Source organism: Flavobacterium cauense R2A-7 (assembly GCF_000498475.1).
GTDB classification, from domain to species: domain Bacteria; phylum Bacteroidota; class Bacteroidia; order Flavobacteriales; family Flavobacteriaceae; genus Flavobacterium; species Flavobacterium cauense.
Genome location: NZ_AVBI01000037.1, coordinates 1 through 1,030 on the forward strand (window position 1 = coordinate 1; position 1,030 = coordinate 1,030).

The 1,030-nt window shown below is 28.3% G+C and carries 1 protein-coding gene; it reads left to right on the forward strand.

Features of this window, described 5'->3' with window-relative positions:
- The first annotated feature begins 39 nt into the window (after window positions 1-39).
- Complete coding sequence (locus FCR2A7T_RS14535; RefSeq protein WP_023572062.1) at window positions 40-906, forward strand: hypothetical protein; 867 nt, start codon at window positions 40-42, stop codon at window positions 904-906.
- Window positions 907-1,030: the final 124 nt, after the last annotated feature.

Here is a 1,030-nt window from a genome sequence, read left to right on the forward strand (position 1 = left end):
CGGGACGTTATAAGCCATTTGATAAAAACAGAACGATAAATGAAAAACGTAAATATTTTAATATTCTTTATCCTTTTTACTTTCTCACTTTTCGGTCAAAAAGCTGACGTAGAAATCGTGAATATTTATAAAGACTCTACAGAAACTAAAGAAGTCTATTATAATCTTCATTTAAATATAAAAAACTTAAACATAGATTCAAATAATTTAATCAAATTACTAAACGCAAAATGCACCGATGAAAATGGAATCATACATAATGCAGATTTATGGTACATTGATGATTACTATTCTAGACAGAACAATCTTCTAGATATTCCGACTGAACCAACAAAAAGTGAGTTCAAAACATTTACAAAGATTGAAGGACGATTCAAATATTTCACACCAACCATTCAGAATAATTCAATTGTTGTTATTAATAAACCTAAAGAAAAGTTTAATTCCAATATCTTAACTAATCGAAACAGTCTGGCAAAAGCAATATTATTGAATGTAGAAGAATTTAAAAAATTATCAACTGACAGTCTTAAATATAAATCAGAGGTTCACAAAATTGAAAAAAAATATAATATACCTCAAAATTCGATAAATAAAGCACTAAAAGTATTTTACAAAGAAAATTCATTTCCAGAAGCTGATTATAAAAAAATGTTTGTCTTTTATTGCGAAGATGAAAATGAAAATATTTTAAAAATCAATGTTTTAGATGAGTTCTCGAATTGTTACAACGGTGTTTTTGGAGTCAATAATTTTAAAAGAGGTAAATTAGTAGTGATCAATTTGCTTAAAATCCCTAACGAAAAGAGCAAATTAGAATTCATTCTAGAAAAAAAGGATGCTGTAAAAATCTATAATTTTGAATTAAAAGATGTGATTATAGACAAATACACAAACGGCTTATAACAGCGGTTTTGTGAAATTGGGGTTTTAGTGTTTAATGGGACGATCTTTTCGTACATTTGGCTTCAGTCCTAATGGAATGGTTTGGGAACAAAAATCCCCAACTCCACAAAGCCGGCGGGACGTT